The organism is Actinomycetospora aurantiaca, assembly GCF_037401875.1.
Taxonomy (GTDB): domain Bacteria; phylum Actinomycetota; class Actinomycetes; order Mycobacteriales; family Pseudonocardiaceae; genus Actinomycetospora; species Actinomycetospora aurantiaca.
This window is the reverse complement of sequence record NZ_JBBEGN010000009.1, coordinates 193,991-209,091: the sequence shown is the minus strand read 5'-3', so window position 1 is coordinate 209,091 and position 15,101 is coordinate 193,991. Positions and strand designations below refer to the sequence as shown.

Genomic DNA, 15,101 nt, shown 5'->3' with positions numbered 1-15,101 from the left:
GAGGGACCGGTGATCGTGCCGGACGTCTCTCCGCGGACACCCGGCAGAATGGGGGGATGACCGACGGGGTGCGCGCGTCCGACGCCGAGCGGGGCCTGGTCGTCGAGCGGCTCGGCCGGGCGATGGAGCACGGTCGGCTGTCGGCCGTCGAGTACGACGAACGGGTCGCCGCGGCCTACGCCGCGACGACCCGTGGTGAGCTCGCCGATCTCACGAAGGACCTGCCCGGTCACCTCTGGTGATTCGCCTCCGGCGGCGTCAGCGCCGCCCGGGGGAGCTCCTCGAGCTCGGTCCCGGTCGGCCCGTCGGTCGTCGGGGTGGCGGGTGCCGGGGTGGCGGGTGCCGTGGTGGTCCCCGCGGCGTCGGTGCTCCCGCGCTCGAGGAAGCGCAGCAGTTCGACCGGCAGCGGCATGACGAGCGTCGAGTTCTTGTCCGACGCCACGTCGGTGACGGTCTGCAGCAGCCGGAGCTGCAGCGCCCCCGGCGCCGAGCTCATCCGCTCGGAGGCCTGGGTCAGCTTCTCCGAGGCCTCGAGTTCGCCCTCGGCGCTGATGACGCGGGCGCGGCGGTCCCGCTCGGCCTCGGCCTGCCGCGACATCGACCGCCGCATGCCCTCCGGCAGGGCGATGTCCTTGATCTCGACCCGGTCGATGCTCACGCCCCAGTCCTCGGTGGGCGTGTCGATCACGGCGCGGAGTTCGGCGTTGATCTGCTCGCGGTCGGCGAGCAGGGTGTCGAGATCCGCGCGGCCGATGACCGAGCGCATCGAGGTCTGGGCGACCTGCGAGGTGGCCCGCAGGTAGTCGTCGACGTTGACCACCGCGCGCACCGGGTCGGTCACCTTGAAGTAGACGACCGCGTCGACGCCGATGGTCACGTTGTCGCGGGTGATCGCGTTCTGCGACGGGACGTCGAGCACCGTGGTCTGGACCGGCACCTTCGTCATGCGGTCGACGAACGGGACGATCAGCCGCAGCCCGGGCTGGCGCACGGTCGGCAGCAACCGACCGAACCGCAGCACGACCCCGCGTTGGTACTGCTGGACGGAGTGCACGGCGGCACCACCGGTCGTCAGCACGACCAGTGCCACCACCACCAACAGGACGACCAGGATCTCCATGGGCGTCTCTCCTCTCCCCGTGCCGCCGGTGGACACCCGACGGCGAACGTCATCGGTCGCTACGCGCGGTCGGGGTCCGCGGGCGGGTCGGGTCGCGACGACGGGCCCTGCAGCCCGCCGTCGCGCAGGGCCTTCACCACGAGGTAGGTGGGGCCGACCACCAGCGCGAGGGTCAGCACCAGCGCCACGGTCCACGCGACCGGCAGCAGGAGCGCGACGACCACGCCGAACACCGCACCCTGCACCATCCGGTCCCGACGACGGCCGCGGGCGACGGCGCCCTCGACCACGCCCGGCGCGGAGTCGCCGGCCGGTGCGTCCTCCCGCCCCACCGGGGCGTTCATCCGCAGCACGTAGCCGGGGTCGGACGCGTTCTCGTGGGCCGCCAGGTCGTCGAGCACCTGCCGTTGCGACGCGGTCAGGTCGGTCGGCTCGGGTGTCGGTGCGGTGCTCACGGAAGACCTCCCCGGGTCGGACGGCGTCCTCTCCGACGATCCGGACGAAACCGGCACGGAAGCTGGCCGCAGCCTGATGATCGGCTGAGAATCCCGACCCGGGGAGCGGGGATCAGCGACGCGGCATGATCACCCACAGGGCGATGTAGATGATGAACTGCGGGCCCGGGAGCAGGCAGGACAGCACGAAGATCAGGCGGACGACGTTCGCGGACAGGCCGAAGCGCTGGCCGAGTCCGGCACACACCCCGCCGATCATCGCGCCGTCGCGGGGACGGGTCAGAGCAGCCATGGCGGTTCCTCTCGGTCGATGTCGTGGTGCCACCACACTCGTCCAACGTGCGGGGCCCGGCCTCCGTGCCCGACCCTGGGATCCACTCGGGGTCACCCCCGAGACACCCGCCGTGTCCCGAACTGAGACAGGCGCCCGCCCCGTCCCTCCCTATCGTCGGGTGCTGTGAGCGAGGACACCTCCGGCGCGCGGTCACTGAAGACGGCGGCGATGGTCCTGCGGGCGCTGCGGCTGCTCGGGGACCATCCCGAAGGACTGTCCCCGTCCGAGATCGCGGACCGGCTGGGCAAGAGCGCCGCGACCGCGCGCTACGTCGTCAACACCCTCTGCGAGGGCGGCTACGCCCGCCGGGACGACGCCGGGCGCTGCCGGCTCGGGGCTGCTCCGCCCTGGGGTGCCTGGGCCCCGGCCACGACCACGGGTCCCGACGACGGGTCGACCCCCGTAGGCGATGACCCGGTCGGACCGCTCGCGCTCGGCCCGGAGGACCCGGCGCCCGGCGCGGTGCTGGCCGAGGCGGTCACCGAGCTCTACCGGCGCACCCGGCAGCGGGCCTACCTGGTGCGGCGCACCGGCACCCTCGTCGCCAGCGTGTGCGACGTCCGCGGGCACCAGGGTCTCGCGCGGCTCCCCGGGCTGGACACCCACGTGCCGCCGGAGCGGGCGCACGGCCTCGCGTTCACCAAGGTGCTCCTGGCCGCGTCGCCCACCTACCGCGACGCCGTCACGGCGGAACCGCTCGCGGCACTCACCCCGCGCACCGTGACCTGCCCCGTCCGCTTCGGCGCCGAGCTCGACGCCGTCGCACGGCGTGGGTGGGCGAGCGACGAGGAGGAGTTCGCGGGCGGGTTCGCCACCCTCGCGGCCCCGATCCCCTCGCCCTCGGGCACCTCCACGGTAGCGGTCGGGCTCTCCTGCTCCTCGCGGCGGTTCGCCGCGCACGGCGACGACCTGGTGGCCCACGTCCTGGCCGTCGCCCGGGACGCGGCGCGCGAGTGGGCCGGGGCGGGCCACGACGCGGCACGGTGCACGTGTCCGGACTGCGGGCTCGGCGACGTCGGCGCCGACATCGAGACCGGGCCGGCCGGGAAACCCGCCGTCGAGCCGAGGCGCCCGGTCGGGCGCGCGACCCACCGGCGCCGCGCCGGCCGGGGGGTCAGCGCCCGACGTCGGTGATGCCGAAGGCCCGCAGCCGGCGGTAGAGCGTCGCGCGTCCCATCCCGAGGGCGGCGGCCGCCTGCACCCGGTTGCCGCGTGCCTCGATGAGCGCGGACACGATGAGGTCCCGCTCGGCGGTCTCCAGCGGGGTGAGCCGGCGGCGGGTGCCGTGCACGGCGACCTCGGCGGGGAGGTCACCGGCCTCGATGTCGCCCGCCGGCCGGACCGCCAGGGCGCGCCGCAGCACGTCGGAGAGCTGCGCGACGTTGCCGGGCCACCGTGCGCCGCCGAGCAGCGCGAGCGCCTCCGGGGTGCACCGGACCCGGCGGCCGGGCGCGAGGCGCGCGAGCAGGGCGTCGACCAGCGGGGCGACGTCCTCCGGGCGGCGCCGCAGCGGCTCGACGACGAGCGAGCCGGCGAAGCCGCCCAGCACGTCGTGCACCGGCCGCCCCACCGGGACCGCGTCGCCGGTGACGAGGCCGACGATCCACACCTCCGCCGGGGTGTCGGCGAGCAGCTCCGCGAGGGCCTCCGCGCCGGCGTCGTCGAGCGACTCCAGCCGCCGGACGACGACGGTGGCCGGGTCCGCGAGGTCGTCGGCCACGGCGAGCAGGTCCTCGACGGCGTCCGCCCCGTCGCCGTCGACGACGACGAGGCGCGCCGCGGGCCGGATCTCGCGGTGCGCCGCCCGGACGGCGGCCAGCTTGCCCACCCCGGTCTCGCCGAGCACGAGCGTGCTGCGGACCGCGGTGGCGGCGGTGCGCAGCGCCGCGCTCGTCGAGCGCCAGGACCGCGTCGTCCCCGCCAGGCCGGCGAGCGGCCGCTCGCGCGTGGTCGCGGGCGCCGGGGACGGGCTCGCCGTCACCGTCCGGGTCAGCGTCGCGGCGGCCCCGCCGGCGAGGCGCAGGGTGCTGGTACTGCGGACGACCTCGACGACGACCCCGGCGGGCCGCTCGGCCGGCGCGGGGGTGATCAGCAGCCGCACCGGCCCGTCGTCGAGCAGTGCCCGCTCCTCGCTCGGGCCGCGGCGGCGGAGCTCGGCGGCGTACCGGGCGATGAGCTCGCGGTCGGCCTCGGTCAGCGTGTCGTCCGCGGCGCGGTTGGCGATGACGAAGTCGTCGGCGAGGGCGAGCACGGGGCCGCGCACGCGGGCACAGGCGGCCCGGAAGGCGGCCATGACCGCGCGCGACCCGACGCTGCCGCGCTCGCGCAGCACCTCCTCGATGTCGCGGGCGGCCTGGCGCGCCAGGAACCGCATGAGGTCGTTCGCCTCGGCGGCCAGGCACGTGACGTCCAGGATGCCGGCGAGGTCTCCGCCGGGACGGTGCACGGGGGCGCCCGCGCAGGCGAACGGGCGGAGCCGGTCGGTGTAGTGCTCGGCGCCGATGACCATCGCGGGGCTGTTGCCCTCGAGGGCGGTGCCGACGCCGTTCGTCCCCGCGAACTCCTCGGCGTAGCTGAAGCCGGGGGCCAGCGAGATCGCGTCCAGTCGGCGCTGCAGCTCCCCCGCGCCCACCCGCCGGTCGAGCACGTGGCCGTCGGCGTCGGAGAGCACGACCGCCACCGACATGCCCGAGAGCCGTTCGGAGAGATCGTCGAGGACCGGCCGCGCGCAGTGCACGAGGCTGCCGTCGAAGTCGAGGTCCGGGTCGTAGGGCAGGGACAGCTCGTCGGCGTCCACGCCGGCGCGCAGCGACCGCTCCCAGGACTGCACGATCTCCGGCCGGACTCCGGTGTCGAGGCCCGAACCGCCGAGGAACCGCTCCCGCGCACGATCGAGACGGACACCCGCGTGTTCGTCCATCGGCCACCTCGCCATCGCGCTCATCGCCGCGACCGCGCCCGGCCGAGGTCGTGGGATGCGCAACCGGCGATGGTAGAGGTGATCCGCGCCACGGAGAAGCGTCGCGGAGCGCTCGCGCGACATCCGGCGTCTCGATCCGAGACACCGGCCGGTCAGCCGGCGAACGTGTCCACGATCAGGACGACGTTCAGGGAGATCACGATCGCGCTGATCACCCCCAGCAGGACCGTCATCGGGCGCCCGATCGCCTCGGCACCGAGCAGCGATTCGTCGCGGGCCACCCGCATCAGCGCGTAGAGCGCGAACGGGATGCCGAAGCAGAGCACGACCTGGCTGCCGACCAGGGCGGCCGTCGGGCTGGTCCCGAGCGCGAGCAGCACCAGCGCGGGCAGCATCGTCACCGTCCGGCGCACCAGCAGCGGCAGCCGGACGTCGACGAAGCCCTCCATGACGACCTGCCCGGAGTAGGTCCCGACCGCCGCGGACGACAGGCCGCTGGCCAGCAGCGTCGCGGCGAACGCGAGCGCGACGGCCCCGCCGGCGAGCTGCCCCAGCCCGGCGTGGGCGGCCTCGAGCCCGTCGACCCCCTCCGCGATCGGCGACCCGCTGAACACGCCGGCCGCGACCAGCAGCATCGACAGGTTCACCAGGCCCGCGATCGACAGCGCCACGATCACCTCGGTGCGCTGGAAGCCGAGCAGCCGGGTCCGGCCCGCCCGGCCGACGCCGCGGGCGCGGCCCGCCGTCAGGGCCGAGTGCGCGTAGATCGCGTGCGGCATCACGGTCGCCCCGACGATCCCGACGGCGAGCACGAGCTGGGTGGAGTCGCCGATCCCGGGGACCAGGCCCGCCGCCGCGGCCCCGGGGTCGATGCCGACGGAGAACAGCTGGAAGGCGACCCCGACGACGATGAACGCCAGGAAGGCGACGATGCCGACCTCGAAGGGCCGGTGGCCGCGCCGTTGCAGCGCGAGCACCCCGAAGGACACCGCGGCCGTGATCAGCCCGGACTCGAGCAGCCCGAGCCCGAACAGCAGCTGCAGCCCGACCGCGGCCCCGAGGAACTCGGCGACGTCGGTGGCCATCGCCACGACCTCGGCCTGCAGCCACATGAACACCCGGGTCGGCTTGTTCATCACCTGCTTGGCCGACCGCGGGACGCTACGGCCGGTGGCGATGCCGACCTTGGCCGCCACGTACTGCACCGGCATCGCCATCAGCCCGGCCCCCACGACCACCCAGGCCAGGGCGTAGCCGGACGTCGCGCCGGCGACCGAGTTGGTGGCGACGTTGCCCGGGTCGACGTAGGCGACCGACGCCACGAAGGCGGGGCCCGCCAGGACCACCGGGGAACGTCGGAACATCAACCCTCGCCGCTCTCGGGGCGGAAGTCGTCCGGTGTCACCTGGTCCAGGAACGCCCGCATCTCGTCGACCTCCACGCTCTGCGGGTGCGGCTGTTCGCCCTGCAGCTCCCGCCAGGACTGCCCGGCCTCGGCCATCACATGATCGGCGACGGAGATCGGCAGCGCATCCCGGACCGCGACCGCGAGCGCGTCGCTGGGCCGCACCGGCACCGTGGTGCCGTCGTCGAGCCGCAGCACGGCGCGGAAGCGCTCGTCGACGAGGTCGGTGATCTCCGCGCCGGTGAGGAACCGGCCCAGGGCCGCCGCCACGTCGGCGACGAGGTCCTGGGTCAGCCGGGCGTCGTCGTCCCGGGTCGGGTGCGGGCCGGTGGCCATCACCTCGGCCTGTGGCCGGCGGACCGCGACGACGAGGCACCGGTCCTCGTCGGCGTCGGCCAGCACGGCGAGCGGTTCCCGCGTCACCCGGTGGACCACCAGGGTGACCAGGTGGAGCTCCTCCACGGCTAGCGCTCCCCCTGGACAGGGTCGAACAGGGCCCGGATCTCCGCGAGCTGGTCCTGGATCTGCTCCGCGTCCTGGCCCCGCGCCCACGACGGGTCACCCGGGGTGATCCCGAGCGCGCGCAGCAGCTCCGCCGCCGCCGCGGACGGATCCCCCGCCTCCCCGAGCACCGGGTGCAGGCCCTGCCCGGAGAGGTGGTCGAAGACGAGGTTCACCACCGTCCAGGGGTTGAACTTCTCCTCCCCGCTCACGACGTCCCCTCCGCGTCGTCCTCCGGCCGCGGCGGCGGGGCACCGTCGCCGGTCACCTCGATCTCGTCGAGGGTCTCGAGCTCCTTCGCGGTGAGGGCCTGGGCCCCCTCCAGCACGGTGGCCTGGTGCTCGGCGATCCGGGAGTCGACCAGCTTGGACAGCGCGAACGCCAGCGCGCCGGTCTGCCGGACGGTCTGCTCGTCCACCGGGTCCTGGTGCGCCGAGGTGATCGCGACCCCGGCCGGCACCCCGTCGGTGACGGCGATCCCGACGGTGAACGTCTCCCGCGGGTTGGCGGCCGGGTCCGCGTAGTGCTTCTTGATCCGCCGCAGCATCCGGTGCCAGGCGAGCTTCTCGCCCTTGAGCTCGAGGCCCTCGACGTCGTCCTCGGTCAGCCCCATGCCCCGCTCGCCGCCCGCGAAGCAGCGCGAGTACGAGATGAGGGCGGTGGTCCACAGCGACTCGACCACGACCTCGTCGAACTGTTTCCCGACACCGGGCCGCACCGCTGGGATCAGCCGCTCGCAGCAGAGCAGGACGGTCTGCAGGTCGTCGAAGATGGCGGCCAGGTCGGCGAGGGCGGCGGCGGCGGGGGACCCGATTCGTCGCACGGTGCGTGGTGGTGCCACGTCGGTCATGGCGCGTTCCCTCCCGGGTGGTGATGGTGGGCCCACGGGACGAACGACCCGTTCGTGGCCTCTTCCTGCACGAACGGGTCGTTCGTTCCGCCGGGGCTGGCGGCGCGGGCGACCTACAGGCCGTAGCGGACCGCGAGCTGGCCGCGGCAGATGCTGGTGTTCGCGTCCACGCCGACCTGGTAGGAGCGGGCCTTGCGCAGGTGCAGCGGCAGGGCCTCGACCCCGACGGTGCGCCCGCTCGGGTCGACCACCAGCGGGTCGGCGTCGCCGGCCGGGATCCCCAGTTCCCGACGGCGGGCCCGCAGGCGGCGCAGGTCGTCGGTCGCCGGGGCGTCGCCGAGGGTCATGGCGGCGACCTGCTCGGGCGTCGCGCCCTCGCGCACGAGCGGCCGGACGACGAGGTCGGTGCCGGCCATGAGGGCGCGTTCGGTGAAGGTGCGGCGCAGCTCGTGGAGCTCCGCCACGGCCTCCCCGACGTCGGTCCCGGCCATCGAGTGCACGAACCCGGCGCGGGCGGCGACCCCGGCGTTGATCGCGTCCGAGGCGAAGTGGTCGACGAGCGTCACCTCGACGTCGGTGAGGCCGTCGACGCCGGACACGGCGTCCCAGGCGTCCGCGACCATGAGGAACGCGAAGTTGGGCGCGCAGAAGTAGGTGGGCAGGCGCAGGGAGACACGGGCGACCCGGCCCCGGTCGTCATCGCTGTCGATCTCGACCGACCCGACGAAGTCCAGCGAGACGATGTCGGTGTCGAGCTCGGGGTCGCGCACCGTGCGCAGCGCCTCCCACACCCGCCCGACGACCTCCTCGGCCGTCGGACGGGTGAGGAAGGAGATGCTCATGCCTGGGCCACCTCGCGCTCGACCAGCTCCGCGTCGTCCTGCGCGGCCGGGGTGCCGGAGACCTGGCACTCCGCCGGCACCTCGATGCCGTAGAGCTTGGCGGCGTTGAGGCCGAGGATCTTCTTCTTGCCCTCGGTGCCGAGACGCGGGTAGTCGGCGAACTCCTCGCCCTCGGGCATGCTCCAGTCGACGAGGCCCTCGACCTGCCACTTCGGCGTCCAGATGTTGTAGTCCGAGCCGAAGGTCATCTTGTCCTCGCCGACCCAGAACAGCAGCTCGCCCATCACCTTGGCGAAGAACCGCGGGCGGGCGTGCATCAGGCCGCCGACGACCACCGAGAGGCCCGCGTAGACGTTGGGCTCCTGCGTCGCCATGAAGCAGAAGTCCTCGATGCGCGGCAGGCCGACGTGCTCGACGATGAAGTTCAGGCCCTGGAAGTCCGTGGCCGCGTGGTCGACGTCGGAGACGTCGAAGGCGTCCTTGTCCAGCGGCCAGATCGTCGGGCCCTTGTGGACGTGGATGTTCTTGATGCCGAGTTCCTGGGCGCGCTCGAGGAACCGGTAGCACTCCGGGTCGGAGAGCTTGTAGCCGCGGGAGTCGCCGTTCCACTCCGCGGTGTAGAGCTTCGCGCCGATCGAGCCGAAGCGCTTCTGGTTCTCCTCGAACTCGCGCATGCCGGCGTCGCCGTCGCGCGGGTCGAAGCGGGTGTTGACGATGAACTTGTCCGGGTGCTTCTCGAACAGCGAGCCGTTGCGCTCGGTGGTGTTGAAGCCGTTCTTGTACCACTCGCGCAGGTAGGTCGACTGGAAGATCGCGACGTCGACGTGGCCCTCCTCGAACTCCTCGCGCATCAGCTGTTCCTCGGAGACCTTCTGGAACTCCTCGATCGGCTGGTGCGTGTCGGCGGGGCCGAGGCCCTGGTAGGCGTGGAAGCACTCGATCCAGCCCTTGGCGTACTGCTCCGCGCCCTGGACCCAGTTCTCCGGCGACGCGTCCCAGTAGTGCATGTGGGAGTCGACGACGAAGTACTTCTCCCCGTCCTTCTCGTACATGTGTGGTCCCTCCGCAGTTCGTGGTGGTTTTCTTGCGGCTGTCTTCAGGGCACGAGAATGGCTCGGCCGCGGACCTTGCCCGCGTCGAGGTCGTGCAGGGCGTCCAGGGCCTGGTCGAGGCGGTACTGGACGGTGTGGAGCGTGACCTTCCCGGCCTGGGCCAGGACCATCAGTTCCGCGAGGTCGTTGTAGGTCCCGACGATGTTGCCGATGACGTTCTTCTCGCCGGCCACGAAATCGAGCGTGGGCGCCCGGAACTCGCCGCCGTAGCCCAGGACGAAGCAGTAGCCGGCCGGGCCGGTCATGGCCCAGGCGTCGATCTCGGCGCCCTGCTCGGCGACGAAGTCGAAGACGACCGTGGCGCCGCCGCCGGTGAGGTCCTGCACCGCCTGCACGTGGTTGCCGTCGGCGACCACGGTCTCCTCGGCGCCGATCTTCTTCGCCAGCTCCAGCGCGGCCGGGTTCCGGTCCACCGCGATGATCTTCGTCGCGGTCAGCGCGGCCAGGGCCTGCACCGCGATGTGGCCCAGCCCGCCGACGCCCTGCACCACCGCCGTCGTCCCCGGGTACAGGTAGGGCACCGACTTGCGCACCGCGTGGTAGGCGGTGATGCCGGCGTCGGCGAGCGCGGCCACGTCGGCCGGGTTGGTGTCCGGGTTGAGCTTCACGCACGCCCGCGCGGTGGTGCGCAGGTACTCGGCCATCCCGCCGTCGTTGTTCGACAACCCCGGGAAGAACGCGTCGCCGGTGCACTGCATGTCCCGCCCGGCCCGGCACGCCAGGCACAGCCCGCACGAGGGCTGCGGGTGCAGGATCACCGTGTCGCCGACCTTGACGTTGGTGACCGCGTCCCCGATCTCGTGGACCCAGCCGGCGTTCTCGTGCCCGATCACGTAGGGCAGGTCGGGGTTCTGGATGTCCTTCCAGTCCCCGTTGACGATGTGCAGGTCGGTACGGCACACCCCGGCCCCACCGATCTTGACGATGACGTCGAGCGGGCCCTGCAGCTTGGGCTCGGCGATGTCGTCGAGTGACGGGTCCTGCTGGTACTGGTGGACGCGGACGGCCTTCACGGATCTGCTCCTTCGACGACGCTTCGGGGACTGTTCGGTCAGCCCATCGACGGGCCGAGGCCCAACGACTGGGGCGTGCTGGAGTCCGGCGAGGGCTGCGGGATGCCTTCGTCGAGGGGGCCGTACTCGGTCATGAGCGCCTTGTTCCAGGGCGTCTGCTCCTCGGCCACCAGCGAGTTGGTGGTGAGGATGAGGCCGGCGACCGAGGCGCCGTTCTGGAGGGCGGAGCGCACGACCCGCAGCGGGTCGATGATGCCCATCTCGACCATGTTCCCGAAGCGCCCCTCGAGGGCGTCGAAGCCTTCGTCGACGGCCATGTCGCGGGCCTGCTTCACCACGTCGTGGCCGTCGTAGCCGGCGTTGGCGGCGATCAGGTAGGCCGGCTCGGAGAGCGAGGCGCGGACGATCTCGGCCCCGGTGCGGTAGTCGCCCTTGAGCTCACCCAGGTCGCCGAGGGCACCCTCGGAGTGCAGCAGCGCGGCGCCACCGCCGGCCACGATCCCCTCGGCCATCGCGGCCCGCGTCGCCTGCAGCGAGTCGTCGACGCGGTGGCGGATCTCCTTGAGCTCCGCGTTGGTCGGCGCGCCCACCTGGAGGATCGCGGCCTTGCCGGAGAGGCGGGCGATGCGCTCGTTGAAGAAGTCCTCGTCGGTGCCGATGGTGCTGCGGTCGCGCTCGGCGGTCAGCTGCTGCACCCGGATCTCGCGGGCGGCCTGGTCGCCGAGGCCGCCGATGATCGCGGTCTGGTCGCTCGTCGCACGGACCTGGGTGGCGCGGCCGAGGTGCTCGGGCCCCATCTGCTCCAGCGCGAACGCCGAGGCCTTCGAGTGCACCTTGCCCCCGCACAGCGAGGCCATGTCCTCGAGCAGGTGGATGCGCTTCTCCCCGAAGCCGGGCGCCTGGATGCAGGTGACCTTGAGGTGCCCGTTGACGTGGTTGTGCACGAGCATCTGCAGGGCGGAGCCCTCGACCTTCTCGGCCACGATCACCAGCGGGCGGGGGTCGCGCATGATGCGCTCGAGCACCGGCATGATCGACCGGACGTCGGAGATCTTCTCGGCACTGAACAGCAGGTACGGGTCGTCGAGGACCGCGAGCATGGAGCCCGGGTCGGTGACGAGGTAGGGCGAGACGTAGCCGTTCTCGAACTCGAAGTCCTCGACGAAGTCGACGGCGAGACCGTGCACGGGGCCGTCGTCGACGGTGATGACGCCGTCGTCGCCGACCGTGTGCAGGGTCTGGGCCACGACGCGGCCGATCGACTCGTCGTCGTTGGCGGAGATCGAGGCGACCCGCGACAGCGACTCGACGTCGTCCACCGGGTGGGCGACGGAGGCGAGGTGGGCCACGATCTTGCCGACCGCGAGGTCGATGCCGCGCTTGACGAGCACGGGGTTGCCGCCCTGGCCGATGGCCTTGAGGCCCTCGCGGACGATCGCCTGGGCGATGACGGTCGCGGTCGTGGTGCCGTCGCCGACGACGTCGTTGGTCTTGACCGCGGCTTCCTTGAGGACCTGCGCACCCATGTTCTCGAACTGGTCGCGGAGGAAGATCTCCCGGGCGATCGTGACGCCGTCGTTGGTCACCTCGGGAGTACCGGTGATCTTCTCGAGGATGACGTTGCGACCTTTGGGACCCAGCGTCGACTTGACGGCTTCGGCGAGCTGGTCGACTCCCGCCTGCAGGGCCTGACGGGCGTCGGCTCCGAATCGCAGTTCCTTGGCCATGGCCTCTCTTCTCCTCCGAGGTGGGGTCGGGCGCGCGGGATGGTCGTGACGAGTGCCGGAACCGCCGCCCACGGAACTCCCGCGACAAAGTCCGCGGGCGGCGGTCCGACGATCTGGTGCGCGGTGAGGACTACTTGTTCACCACGGGCGGGAGCATGTCGCCGATGAACTCGGCCGCCTCCTCCATGTTTCCGAACATGACCGTCCGGTCGTCCATGTGCACCATCTTCCCGTAGTGCGTGGACATGTTCTCCTCGAACTCGGCGGCGTCGTAGAAACCCTCCTCCTCGCCGAGCGCCTCGGAGATCTCGTCGTAGACGAAGTCCATCCGGCCCTTGCAGTCCACGCGGATCATCGCGGGCAGGTGCGTGACCGTCACGTTCTCCTGACGGTCCATCACCTCGGCGACGACCACGCCGATCTGGTTGTTCATCAGGGTCACGCCGGCCATACCGGACTCGGTGCTGTCGACCTTGAAAGGGCTTTCGCCGCCGAAACTGGGTCGCGTGGTGGACTGGGTCACTGGGAGAGCTCCTTCGGTGCGTCGAGGCCGAGGTCGGTGAGAATCCCGGCGAAACGGTTCTTGGCGCGGTCGAGGGAGTCCTCGAAGCGGGGCGGCTTGGCGTCGGGCTGCGACCACAGCGGCTGCAGCTGGCGGGCGGCCTCGAGGCACTGCGGCACCCAGTGCGAGAGCCAGCCCTGCATGATCTGCTTGTTGTGGTCGGCGAACTCCCGGTCCTGGGTCAGCAGGCCCATGCAGGCCTGCGTCCAGCGGAGGTCGCGCTGGGCGAAGTCGTACTCGCCGGCACCCATGACGGTCGGGGTGACGTAGTCGCCGTTCCCGGGCGCGGACTGCTGCACGAGGTTCGACCGGAACAGCTCGCCGAGCAGGGGCTCGAACACGATGTTCGTGCCGAAGATCATCTCGCCCCAGTCGTCGTCGACGGCCGTGAGCGCCTCGGCGACCTTGCGGACGCCCTGCCACTCGGCGTCGTTGTTCCACGCGTCGAGGTGCGCGGCGCCGTCGAAGCCGTCGATCTCCTCGGTCAGGGTGAGGTTGTAGAGCGCGAGGTCCTGGGCGAACCGGATCTTGTGCTCGCTGTTCACCGCCATGGCGGTGTTGTGCATGTTCGTCGGGCCGGAGCGGTTGCAGGCCGCGAAGATGTAGAGCCCGAAGATGTGCTCGATGTGCATCCACGCGCCGACGTGGCGCTCGACGAAGCGCACCCAGTTCTGGGTCCACTGCGCGAAGGCCTTGTTGTTGCGGGCGTTCTCGACGTTCTGACCGATCTGGCGCTCGACGTTCGCGTTGTAGCGGAACATCGTGAGTTCCCATTCCTCATTGGGATCGCGGAACTCGTGCCAGCCGTGGGCGGGCCAGTCCTGGACCGGCTTCCCGCCGGAACCCGGGCCGCGCTCGGGCTCGGGGTCGTCGACGCCCCACGCCTTGAGCTTGGTCCAGTTCAGCGGGTAACCCCGCGAGCCGTCGGCGAAGCCGTAGATCCACCCCTGGGTCAGGTAGTGCCGCGGGTCGGGCTGGACCTCGACGGTGACGTCCTCGTAGTGGGTCTGCTTGCGCTTCGCCGGCTTGAAGTAGTTGTAGCGCCGCGCCGACGGGCCGGAGTCGGGGAACTCTTTCGCCCCGGCTTCCGCATCGGTGAATGTCGGCTTAGGTACGCTTCTCGCGGTGTTCTCGGTGGTGGTCATGTGTCGCCCTACTCCTCCGGCTCTCCGGTCGTGGTGAACTTGTCAAAGAAGATGTTGCGTTCGTCGACCCCGCGTTGGGCTAGCAGTGCGATGGCCGCGTCCACCATCGGCGGCGGCCCGCACACATAGGCATCCCTTCCCTTCAGATCGGGTTCCTGGCCCCGGACGGCCTCGGTGACCAGACCGGTCAGGCCGTCCCACCCGTCGCCCTCGTGGTCGGAGAGCACGGGGATGTAGCGGAAGCCCGGCAGCGTCGTCTCGAGCTCGCGCAACTCGTCCTCGAAGCACAGGTCGTCCTTGGTGCGCGCGCCGTAGTAGAGCGTCGCCTTCCGGCCGGTCTCCTTCTCCTGGAGCGCCCGCAGCAGGCCGAGCAGCGGCGCCATGCCGGCCCCGCCGCCGATGAAGACGATCTCCGAGGTGCGGTTCTCCCGGAGGGTGCAGGTGCCGAAGGGCGCCTCGACCTCCAGCTTGTCGCCGGCCTGCACGTCGTTCTTCAGGAACTGCGAGAACAGCCCGTCCGGGTAAATCTTGATGACGAACTCGAACCGCCCCTCCCGGTTCGGGGTGTTCGCCATCGAGAACGACCGGCTCTCCCCGGACTCGGGCAGGATGAAGTCCATGTACTGGCCGGGGAAGAACTTGATGTCCTCGCCGGCCACCTGCTGCACCACGAGGTGGCGCATGTCGTGCGTGACGGCCTCGTTCGAGATGACCTCGACGGTGCCCTTGCGCACGGGCAGGCCGGAGCGCAGGACCTCCTCGTCGTAGTTCAGGAGCTCGATCGTGAGGTCGGTGTAGGCGTGGGCGCGGCAGAGGAGCGTCTGCCCCTCCTCGCGCTCCATGTCGGGCAGGGCGAAGGTCGAGTAGCGGTCGAGCTCGATCTCGTCCATGTCGCCCTCGAGGACGAAGGACTTGCAGGCGGCACACTGGCCTTCCTTGCACCCGTGCATGAGTTGGACACCCTGCTCGAACGCGGCGCGCAGGATCGTCTGGTCCTCGTCGACCTCGATCTCGATGCCCACCGGTTCGAAACGGACGAGGTGCTTGTCACCCATCGACTCAGAACTCCTCGTAGGAGGGGATTCAGGACACAGCACGGCCGTGACCGGAATTGC

Annotated in this window: 17 protein-coding genes; 2 read left to right on the top strand and 15 right to left on the bottom strand. The window is 71.6% G+C overall.

Annotated elements, in window-relative coordinates:
* Positions 1 to 56 precede the first annotated feature (56 nt).
* Complete coding sequence (locus tag WCD74_RS19170; RefSeq protein WP_337696473.1) at positions 57 to 242, top strand: DUF1707 SHOCT-like domain-containing protein; 186 nt, start codon at positions 57 to 59, stop codon at positions 240 to 242.
* Here the strand turns inward: WCD74_RS19170 and WCD74_RS19165 are convergent.
* The 3 genes from WCD74_RS19165 to WCD74_RS19155 all read right to left on the bottom strand — a co-directional run bounded on the left by WCD74_RS19165 (position 230) and on the right by WCD74_RS19155 (position 1,867).
* Positions 230 to 1,120: a slipin family protein gene (locus WCD74_RS19165; protein ID WP_337696472.1), complete on the bottom strand. Its 891-nt coding sequence runs from the start codon at positions 1,118 to 1,120 to the stop codon at positions 230 to 232. The genes WCD74_RS19170 and WCD74_RS19165 overlap by 13 nt on opposite strands.
* A gap of 59 nt (positions 1,121 to 1,179) precedes the next feature.
* On the bottom strand, positions 1,180 to 1,575 hold the full coding sequence (locus WCD74_RS19160; protein WP_337696471.1) for a hypothetical protein: 396 nt from the start codon (positions 1,573 to 1,575) through the stop codon (positions 1,180 to 1,182).
* A gap of 112 nt (positions 1,576 to 1,687) precedes the next feature.
* Positions 1,688 to 1,867, bottom strand: a complete 180-nt coding sequence (locus WCD74_RS19155) for a PspC domain-containing protein (RefSeq protein WP_337696470.1) — start codon at positions 1,865 to 1,867, stop codon at positions 1,688 to 1,690.
* Positions 1,868 to 2,032: 165 nt separating this feature from the next.
* Here WCD74_RS19155 and WCD74_RS19150 point away from each other — a divergent pair, with 165 nt between their 5' ends.
* Positions 2,033 to 3,043 carry an IclR family transcriptional regulator gene (locus tag WCD74_RS19150; RefSeq protein WP_337696469.1) on the top strand — a complete coding sequence of 337 codons (1,011 nt, stop codon included), beginning with the start codon at positions 2,033 to 2,035 and terminating at the stop codon, positions 3,041 to 3,043.
* On the opposite strand, the gene WCD74_RS19145 is transcribed toward WCD74_RS19150, so the two are convergent.
* From WCD74_RS19145 to WCD74_RS19090, 12 genes are all read right to left on the bottom strand, one after another.
* A complete protein-coding gene (locus tag WCD74_RS19145; protein ID WP_337696468.1) occupies positions 3,024 to 4,829 on the bottom strand; it encodes a sigma-54-dependent Fis family transcriptional regulator in 1,806 nt (601 codons plus the stop codon). The two genes, WCD74_RS19150 and WCD74_RS19145, sit on opposite strands and share 20 nt — an antisense overlap.
* 152 nt (positions 4,830 to 4,981) lie before the next feature.
* A complete protein-coding gene (locus WCD74_RS19140; protein ID WP_337696467.1) occupies positions 4,982 to 6,193 on the bottom strand; it encodes an Nramp family divalent metal transporter in 1,212 nt (403 codons plus the stop codon).
* A complete protein-coding gene (locus WCD74_RS19135) occupies positions 6,193 to 6,696 on the bottom strand; it encodes a bifunctional nuclease family protein (protein WP_337696466.1) in 504 nt (167 codons plus the stop codon). The genes WCD74_RS19140 and WCD74_RS19135 overlap by 1 nt, the downstream gene beginning before the upstream one ends.
* A 2-nt stretch (positions 6,697 to 6,698) precedes the next feature.
* Entirely contained in the window at positions 6,699 to 6,947 is a 249-nt protein-coding gene (locus WCD74_RS19130; RefSeq protein WP_337696465.1) for a hypothetical protein, read from the bottom strand.
* On the bottom strand, positions 6,944 to 7,585 hold the full coding sequence (locus tag WCD74_RS19125; protein ID WP_337696464.1) for a hypothetical protein: 642 nt from the start codon (positions 7,583 to 7,585) through the stop codon (positions 6,944 to 6,946). The genes WCD74_RS19130 and WCD74_RS19125 overlap by 4 nt, the downstream gene beginning before the upstream one ends.
* A gap of 113 nt (positions 7,586 to 7,698) precedes the next feature.
* Positions 7,699 to 8,427 (bottom strand): metal-sulfur cluster assembly factor, encoded by a 729-nt coding sequence (locus tag WCD74_RS19120; protein WP_337696463.1) that lies wholly within the window; start codon positions 8,425 to 8,427, stop codon positions 7,699 to 7,701.
* On the bottom strand, positions 8,424 to 9,479 hold the full coding sequence (locus WCD74_RS19115; RefSeq protein WP_337696462.1) for an amidohydrolase family protein: 1,056 nt from the start codon (positions 9,477 to 9,479) through the stop codon (positions 8,424 to 8,426). The genes WCD74_RS19120 and WCD74_RS19115 overlap by 4 nt, the downstream gene beginning before the upstream one ends.
* Positions 9,480 to 9,523: 44 nt before the next feature.
* Positions 9,524 to 10,552, bottom strand: a complete 1,029-nt coding sequence (locus WCD74_RS19110; protein ID WP_337696461.1) for an NAD(P)-dependent alcohol dehydrogenase — start codon at positions 10,550 to 10,552, stop codon at positions 9,524 to 9,526.
* Between the two features lie 38 nt (positions 10,553 to 10,590).
* A complete protein-coding gene (gene groL / locus WCD74_RS19105) occupies positions 10,591 to 12,279 on the bottom strand; it encodes a chaperonin GroEL (RefSeq protein ID WP_337696460.1) in 1,689 nt (562 codons plus the stop codon).
* A gap of 130 nt (positions 12,280 to 12,409) precedes the next feature.
* Positions 12,410 to 12,730 carry an MmoB/DmpM family protein gene (locus WCD74_RS19100; protein ID WP_286052045.1) on the bottom strand — a complete coding sequence of 107 codons (321 nt, stop codon included), beginning with the start codon at positions 12,728 to 12,730 and terminating at the stop codon, positions 12,410 to 12,412.
* Positions 12,731 to 12,798: 68 nt separating this feature from the next.
* On the bottom strand, positions 12,799 to 13,986 hold the full coding sequence (locus tag WCD74_RS19095; protein WP_337696459.1) for a ferritin family protein: 1,188 nt from the start codon (positions 13,984 to 13,986) through the stop codon (positions 12,799 to 12,801).
* An 8-nt stretch (positions 13,987 to 13,994) separates the two neighbouring features.
* Entirely contained in the window at positions 13,995 to 15,041 is a 1,047-nt protein-coding gene (locus WCD74_RS19090) for an NADH:ubiquinone reductase (Na(+)-transporting) subunit F (protein ID WP_337696458.1), read from the bottom strand.
* Positions 15,042 to 15,101 lie beyond the last annotated feature (60 nt).